The sequence below is a fragment of the Okeania sp. SIO3B5 genome, from assembly GCF_010692555.1.
GTDB lineage: Bacteria > Cyanobacteriota > Cyanobacteriia > Cyanobacteriales > Microcoleaceae > Okeania.
The window spans coordinates 1-5,864 of record NZ_JAAHHG010000592.1 but is presented as its reverse complement, the minus strand read 5'-3'; the positions used below and the strand labels follow the sequence as shown (position 1 = coordinate 5,864).

General features: G+C 37.7%; 6 protein-coding genes. 5 read left to right on the top strand and 1 reads right to left on the bottom strand.

Annotated elements, in window-relative coordinates:
* Positions 1 to 360 precede the first annotated feature (360 nt).
* From F6K54_RS38925 to F6K54_RS38905, 5 genes are all read left to right on the top strand, one after another.
* Entirely contained in the window at positions 361 to 1,623 is a 1,263-nt protein-coding gene (locus tag F6K54_RS38925; protein WP_293089510.1) for a nif11-class peptide radical SAM maturase 3, read from the top strand.
* 359 nt (positions 1,624 to 1,982) lie between these two features.
* A complete protein-coding gene (locus F6K54_RS38920; protein WP_293089509.1) occupies positions 1,983 to 2,183 on the top strand; it encodes a hypothetical protein in 201 nt (66 codons plus the stop codon).
* Between the two features lie 430 nt (positions 2,184 to 2,613).
* A complete protein-coding gene (locus F6K54_RS38915; protein WP_293089507.1) occupies positions 2,614 to 2,853 on the top strand; it encodes a hypothetical protein in 240 nt (79 codons plus the stop codon).
* 24 nt (positions 2,854 to 2,877) lie between these two features.
* Positions 2,878 to 3,330: a nitrogen fixation protein gene (locus F6K54_RS38910; RefSeq protein ID WP_293089506.1), complete on the top strand. Its 453-nt coding sequence runs from the start codon at positions 2,878 to 2,880 to the stop codon at positions 3,328 to 3,330.
* 635 nt (positions 3,331 to 3,965) lie between these two features.
* Complete coding sequence (locus F6K54_RS38905) at positions 3,966 to 4,154, top strand: hypothetical protein (RefSeq protein WP_293089504.1); 189 nt, start codon at positions 3,966 to 3,968, stop codon at positions 4,152 to 4,154.
* 729 nt (positions 4,155 to 4,883) lie between these two features.
* On the opposite strand, the gene F6K54_RS38900 is transcribed toward F6K54_RS38905, so the two are convergent.
* Positions 4,884 to 5,645: a peptidylprolyl isomerase gene (locus F6K54_RS38900; RefSeq protein WP_293089503.1), complete on the bottom strand. Its 762-nt coding sequence runs from the start codon at positions 5,643 to 5,645 to the stop codon at positions 4,884 to 4,886.
* Positions 5,646 to 5,864 lie beyond the last annotated feature (219 nt).

The following is a 5,864-nucleotide window of genomic DNA, read 5'->3' as shown; positions in this document are numbered from 1 at the left end:
TACCTCTGGTTAAAACCGCTCTTGATTGAATATAAGGAGATATTATTTCTTTTTTTTCCCCTTAAAAGGGGAGGCTTTAAACCTTAATTATTTAATTATTAATTATTAATTATTAATAATTCGGTAATTAGAGCAAGCTAAGGATACGAAAAATTAACCCTAAAAAATTCTTTTTCGTGCCTTTTTCGTAAAAATATCTTACCTGTTACCTACTTCTGTAAAAAATCTATATCTTTTTCGGAGATGTCTATTAGATAGATTATTATAACATTAGACATCTTACGTTTTGAAATCAAGGGGGGCAAAGTAAAATTTTTTTAGCTCCCCTTCCCGAAAAATTTAATCTGAGGATATTAAAAAATGACTTATCGCATCAGTTATGCTGTTTGGGAAATCACGTTAAAGTGTAATTTAGCTTGTCAACACTGCGGTTCTCGCGCCGGACATACCAGAACAAAAGAACTTTCCACTGAAGAAGCTCTGGATATGGTTAAACAGTTGGCAGAAGTGGGTATTACCGAAGTAACTCTAATTGGTGGAGAAGCTTTTTTACGCCCAGATTGGTTAGAAATTGCTAAGGCTATTACAGATGCGGGAATGATGTGTGGCATGACAACTGGGGGATTTGGCATTACCCTAGACACTGCCCGTCGGATGAAGGAAGCAGGTATTAGGGTTGTTTCCGTTTCTGTAGATGGTTTAGAAGCGACTCACGATCGCCTCCGAGGTAAAAAAGGTTCCTGGCAATGGGCATTTAAAACTATAGGTAATCTTAGAGAGGCAGGTATTGCTGTTGGTTGCAATACTCAAATTAATCGTCTTTCTGCTCCAGAGTTTCCCCAAATTTATGAGCGTATTCGTGATGCGGGTGCATTCGCCTGGCAAATTCAGTTAACTGTACCGATGGGGAATGCAGCAGATAATAATGAGATTTTGATGCAGCCATACGAATTATTAGATTTGTATCCTATGATTGCCCGTGTCACTAAACGAGCGTACAAAGAAGGGGTGCAGGTTCAAGCAGGCAATAATATTGGTTATTACGGTCCCTATGAAAGGTTATTACGGGGGCGGGGAAAAGAGAATCCCTGGGCAATTTGGCAAGGATGTAATGCGGGATTATCGACTTTAGGTATTGAAGCTGATGGTGCAATTAAAGGTTGTCCTTCATTGCCAACTTCTGCTTATACTGGCGGTAATATCCGAGATTATTCATTGCGGACAATTATTGAAGAGACAGAGGAATTGCGGTTTAACTTGGGAGCAGATACTCCCCAAGGAACAGAGCATTTATGGGGTTTCTGCAAAGGTTGTGAATTTGCTCAACTCTGTCGTGGTGGTTGCAGTTGGACGGCTCATGTTTTCTTTGACAAACGGGGTAATAATCCTTATTGTCATCATCGGGCGTTAACTCAGGCCAAACAGGGAGTTCGGGAGCGGGTTGAGCTTAAGTATCGGGCTGAGGGAAATCCTTTTGATAATGGGGAGTTTGCTCTAATTGAGGAACCTATTAACGCACCTTGGCCAGAAAACGATCCTCTACATTTTACCAGCGATCGTATTCAATGGCCTGAAGGTTGGCAGAAGGAAAATAAGTCAACCCCTGAGTTAGTTGCTGTGTAAGCATTCAGCTATTAGCATTTCCTACGGAATGCTCCGCAAACAGCAATCAGCTTATGGACAATTTAATTAATGAACTTTAATTCTCCTTGGTGGATAATTTCCTTCTAGTATGATAATGAGTTTATAACACATAGCTGATAGCTGATGGCTGACTACTGAATGCTTACGTTGTTGTTAGTAAATAAGAAAACAAAATTTGCACATTTATAGCAATGAGCGCTGGTATATTTACAAATTGCAGGAACTGTCCAATAGCTAAAAGTTTTATATTATGGGTAATTTATTCCCCCAGATGAGCTGTTGCCTGTTGCCTGTTGCCTGCGCACAGCGCTATAAGAAGTTAATTCAAGAAAATAATTATGTCTACCGTTAATTCTTCAGAAAATATTCCTTCAAATCAAAAACTTGATACTAAAGATGTATCTGAAATAGATGCTTCAGAGCCATTGTTACCTCGTTCTGCTTGGAACAGTCAGGTAGCTTTTTTGAGAGCTATGTTTAGAGCGAAGAAAGCTTTGGATAAAATTGATAGAGAGTCTAATACTAATTCCCAAAAGTAATGCTATACTTGGCATAAACTTCAGTTATTAAGTAATTAATACAGGTTTAATAACTTATTTCCTAATTCTTAGCCAGTTAATACTAATTATTCTGAATTTTCAACTTTTCAGTTCAGTTCCATTAGATTATGGGGCTGTTTTTTTGTGGCTTTTATTGTGGCTCGATACCATCAGAAAATCAAAAAAGACATAATTGTTTTAGTTATGTCTTCAATAATTATCTGTTGAGATTGAATTAACTTACTTTCAGCTAAATTTTACTCAATATAGATGATTATTTATCTAAAATTTGAGACATAATTGTGTTAGTTAGATGCAGTTTGAAGTTGTTCCAACTATTGCATCTATAGGAAAATTAAGGCAATAATTTCAATGGAAACAAACAAAAGCAAGTCTGATTTCCAATCAACAGTTAATAGGGAAAGTTAAAATGGCTAATATCAAGATTACAGAATTAAATTCTGAACTAATGACTGAAGCTATTGCCAACGCTCAAGCACGTCGCAATAACTTTATTTCGGAACTATCTGAAGAACAAGCAGCAGAAGTTTTAGGTGGAAAATTTGCTCTTCCTATATATGCAGGATTCCAGCATTGGCCACCATATATAGGTATTATAGAGATAGATCCCAATCAACAATCAACAAGTATTAAAAAAGCATTTGCTTAATATTTTTCCCTAGAGGCACTTTCAATGGAAAATGTTACCAACAACAAGAACAAGACAACCCTTTGCCCTAGTGCGCGGCCGGAAATGCAAGATAGTCAAGTCTTTGGGATTGTCAGTGGAACTGTAGACGAACCTCGTCTAGCTTATCTCAAACAACCACTACCTGTCACCGAGGAGGTAATGGCTTTGTCTGGTCCCGTAACACCAACAGAGGTGTTCAGAACTACAGCTCCTTGCGCAGAGAAAAAGTGTCAACATTTTGATGGAGCAAATTGTCGGTTGGCAATGCAAATTGTAGAAAATTTGCCCACTGTAGTTGAGCAATTACCACCCTGTTCCATACGTACCAACTGTCGATGGTGGAAACAAGAAAGTAAAGCAGCTTGTATGCGTTGCCCCCAGGTTATTTCAAGTAACTATACTTCCTCAGAAGTAATTAAACAGGTAGCACAACCTTTTGATAGAAGCGATCGATAATTAATAATTTTGACATCCTCCCCGGCTGTTAGGCACGGGGATTCCTACCGAGCCGTAGCACCTCGGCGAGTTGACGTCTCATTGACTGCTACTACCGTAATACTTTTTCGGGGTATTTTCTGCGCCTTATGTTTACTACAAGACAAAAGGCAGGAGGATTAGAAGGTTTTGGTTGCAGCTCATCATTAGTCTCTGTAGGTTAGTTTAAATGTTCTTCAAAACCCAACAAAAACTTATATCTTTTGTTTTTTTTCGTACAACTTAAACTATAAACTATTTGAATAATAATTTTTCAGTTCAGCTCCAGCTCGATTATGGGGCTGTTTTTTTGTGGCTTTTATTATGGCTCTATACTATCAGAAAATCAAAAAAGACATAATTGTGTTAGTTATTTCTTCAACAATTATCTGTTTAGATTAAATTAACTGGCTTTTAGCTATTTTTTACTCAAAATGAACGATTGTTTATCTAAAAATAGAGACATAATTGCGTTAGTTAGATGCAGTTTTAAGTTGTTCAAACCCTTGCACCATAAGAAAATTCAGGCAATAATATAAATGGAAAGAGACAAAAGCAAGTCTAATTCCAAATCAACAAAATTGATCTACTAATTTTCTTTTCGGAGTAACTGAAAAATGCCTAACATTAATATCTCTGACTTAAGTCCTGCTGGTGCTGACTTGCTCTTAGATTCTGAAAGCTACCTCAATGATTTGACTGACGGGGAAATGATGAATACCTCAGGTGGTGCGTTCTCCTTTGCTGCATGCAGGTATCGTAACGGAAATAAAGCATCTGCTTTCTTATGTGTTTATAAAAATTAAGTAAACAGAGCAATCCTTTAGCTTAATTAAGTGATGTAAACTATCGATACTTAAAGGTTTGTTCGTAGCGGTAGGAGCTTTGGGGATAGTGGTATCAGATTGATCGCCACCCTCAACCTTATAACTACTCCAATGACACTATATGGAAAGAGACAAAAGCAAGTCTGATTCCAAATCAACAAAATTGATCTATTTACTTAAGGAGCAACTGAAAAATGGCTAATATTAAAATTTCTGACTTAAGTCCTTCTGAAAGCTACCTCAATGATCTGACTGAGGAAGAAATGATGTATACATTAGGAGGATGGAGTATTACAATTAGGATCACTATCAGATTCTAGCATAGCTTTTGAGGCTTATAGAAGCCATTTGGTATCTATTTAAGAAGTTACAAGTTAAATACCCATCTGGGTTTTATGATTCTGGCAGTCATTTTTCATAATTTTTTGGCCTCCTGAACCCTTGTAGTTGTTAGGCTCCTTAAAACAGCTTTCCTAAAGCCTTTGTATTTTAATAAAAGATACCAAATGGGTTCTATATCAAATCCCCCTAATTGCACATAGATCCAATAACCTCATAACCAGGGTTTTAAGCTATTGGTTGTGAGGTTATTTAACCGGATTTAATATTACTGGCAGTAAGCAATGATTTGTAAAAAATGCGAAAATAGATAAAGTGGTGTTGGGGGGCAGTAATATCAAAGCGATCGCCACCCCCAACCCATTAAAGCTATGCGGAAATATTGTTGCTATTTGATTCTAGACTCCTCACAACTTCAACTGACTCAAGTTGCTTATTAACCCACTCACCAAACAACTCTGAAGAAATCTGAAGGCGCAAGTTATTATCTAACTCTGCTGAAATAATCTCCTCCACAAAAATCAAATGCACTCCCTTAGAAGTCACAATAGGTTTAATCATCTGGGGAGGTTGAGCAGCAAAAACAGCAGCAGAAATCTCTGGTTTCAAATCCTTACGAGACAATACTCCTCGATATCCCCCCTGACGACGTAACTCTTTATCCTCGATATATTGATGGGCAACATCATAGAAACTCGTTTCCCCTTCCTCAATAGCATAGAATAATTCCATCGCTAAATCTTCATCATCCAAAACCACCTCATACATCACCACACGAGTATAATTCAATTGATTTTCATAAAAATATGGCTCAACCTTATCTGCAAACAGATGAGCAACCAATTTTTGAGAAGCAATACTTATATAGGCAACTTCTTCTAAATCATCTACAGACAAACAATGTTTTTCTAACCAAGCAAAAGTTTCTTGGGCGCTATGAAGTTTATTGATAAACCTCATAGTATCTGCTGCTTTCTGAAGTTCTTCAGTCTCTACTTTTATACCTGCTTCCTGAGCAGCATCAATAATAATCTTGCGAGTAATAATCTCTTCTGTCAGCTCAGAGGTTTTTAAGGATAGCTTGACTTGGTTGAGAATATCTTCAGCAGTAATAGTGATAGATTGTGACATGGTTTTTCTCCTATTAATTAATCAAAATAAATAGACATCTCCAGAAAAGAGGGAATAGGGAACCCACCCCTCGCCCCTCTCCCTCCGGTGGAGGAGGGCTGTTTCATTCTCGATAGACACGGGGACGCGGGGACACGGAGACACGGGGATAGAGGCTTTTAAGCAACGTTGAACCAAATATTCTCTCAGAGCTTAAAGGCGCTTATTTGCGCTCAAAAT

What these genes read in the sequence shown, in the direction of transcription:
- F6K54_RS38925 (WP_293089510.1), top strand. Translation starts at nt 361, where the DNA reads ATGACTTATCGCATCAGTTATGCTGTTTGGGAAATCACGTTAAAGTGT.
- F6K54_RS38920 (WP_293089509.1), top strand. Translation starts at nt 1,983, where the DNA reads ATGTCTACCGTTAATTCTTCAGAAAATATTCCTTCAAATCAAAAACTT.
- F6K54_RS38915 (WP_293089507.1), top strand. Translation starts at nt 2,614, where the DNA reads ATGGCTAATATCAAGATTACAGAATTAAATTCTGAACTAATGACTGAA.
- F6K54_RS38910 (WP_293089506.1), top strand. Translation starts at nt 2,878, where the DNA reads ATGGAAAATGTTACCAACAACAAGAACAAGACAACCCTTTGCCCTAGT.
- F6K54_RS38905 (WP_293089504.1), top strand. Translation starts at nt 3,966, where the DNA reads ATGCCTAACATTAATATCTCTGACTTAAGTCCTGCTGGTGCTGACTTG.
- F6K54_RS38900 (WP_293089503.1), bottom strand. Translation starts at nt 5,645, where the DNA reads ATGTCACAATCTATCACTATTACTGCTGAAGATATTCTCAACCAAGTC.